Origin of the sequence: Saliphagus sp. LR7 (assembly GCF_003344565.1) — an archaeon.
In the GTDB taxonomy this organism is placed as follows: domain Archaea; phylum Halobacteriota; class Halobacteria; order Halobacteriales; family Natrialbaceae; genus Saliphagus; species Saliphagus infecundisoli.
In genome coordinates this window covers 1-524 of the sequence record NZ_QPND01000086.1, presented here as the reverse complement: position 1 = coordinate 524, position 524 = coordinate 1, and the positions used below count along the sequence as shown (strand labels likewise).

Genomic DNA, 524 nt, shown 5'->3' with positions numbered 1-524 from the left:
GAAGACGGCCAACCGTGGACGCCACGGGAAATTCACACACTCATCGAAGACCGCTACGGCGTCAGCTATCACCCGACGCATCTCGCTCGGAAACTTCGCGCCTCAGGAATGCACTACGCCAAGCCACGTCCGATGGATCCCCGAAGCCCCGAGAACGCAGACGAGATTCTCGCCGAGCGCCTTGGAGAGGCGCTCGGCGAGGACGATCACACGCATGAGGAGGATGATCCAGTCGTCCTTGGGTTCTTTCGATGAAGCGTGGCCCCAGCCATTCGAGAACTCTCAACGGATGTGGTCGTTCGATCGGACGGTCGAAATCCCAAAGCCACTCGTAACGGTTCCATGGCGGTCAATCGGCTTCTACGCGCTGACTGGAACCAGCGTAATCACGTTCAAAGAGCGGATGGTCAAAGAGACGATCGTCGAGGCTCTCGAAGAGATCCGCGAGCAGAATCCGGTCGGGCGGATTCTGCTCGTGGCCGATAACTACGCTCCCATCATGCTCATCTCACCCAGGATCGGGC

The 524-nt window shown here is 59.0% G+C and carries 1 protein-coding gene and 1 pseudogene; both read left to right on the top strand.

Annotation, left to right across the window (positions count from 1 at the left end):
- Positions 1 to 255, top strand: a 255-nt coding sequence (locus DVH23_RS23285) for a winged helix-turn-helix domain-containing protein (protein WP_198668093.1), incomplete at its 5' end; no start/stop codon positions are given.
- A 34-nt stretch (positions 256 to 289) separates the two neighbouring features.
- Positions 290 to 524 (top strand): annotated as a pseudogene (locus DVH23_RS24025) (hypothetical protein); the annotation flags it as partial.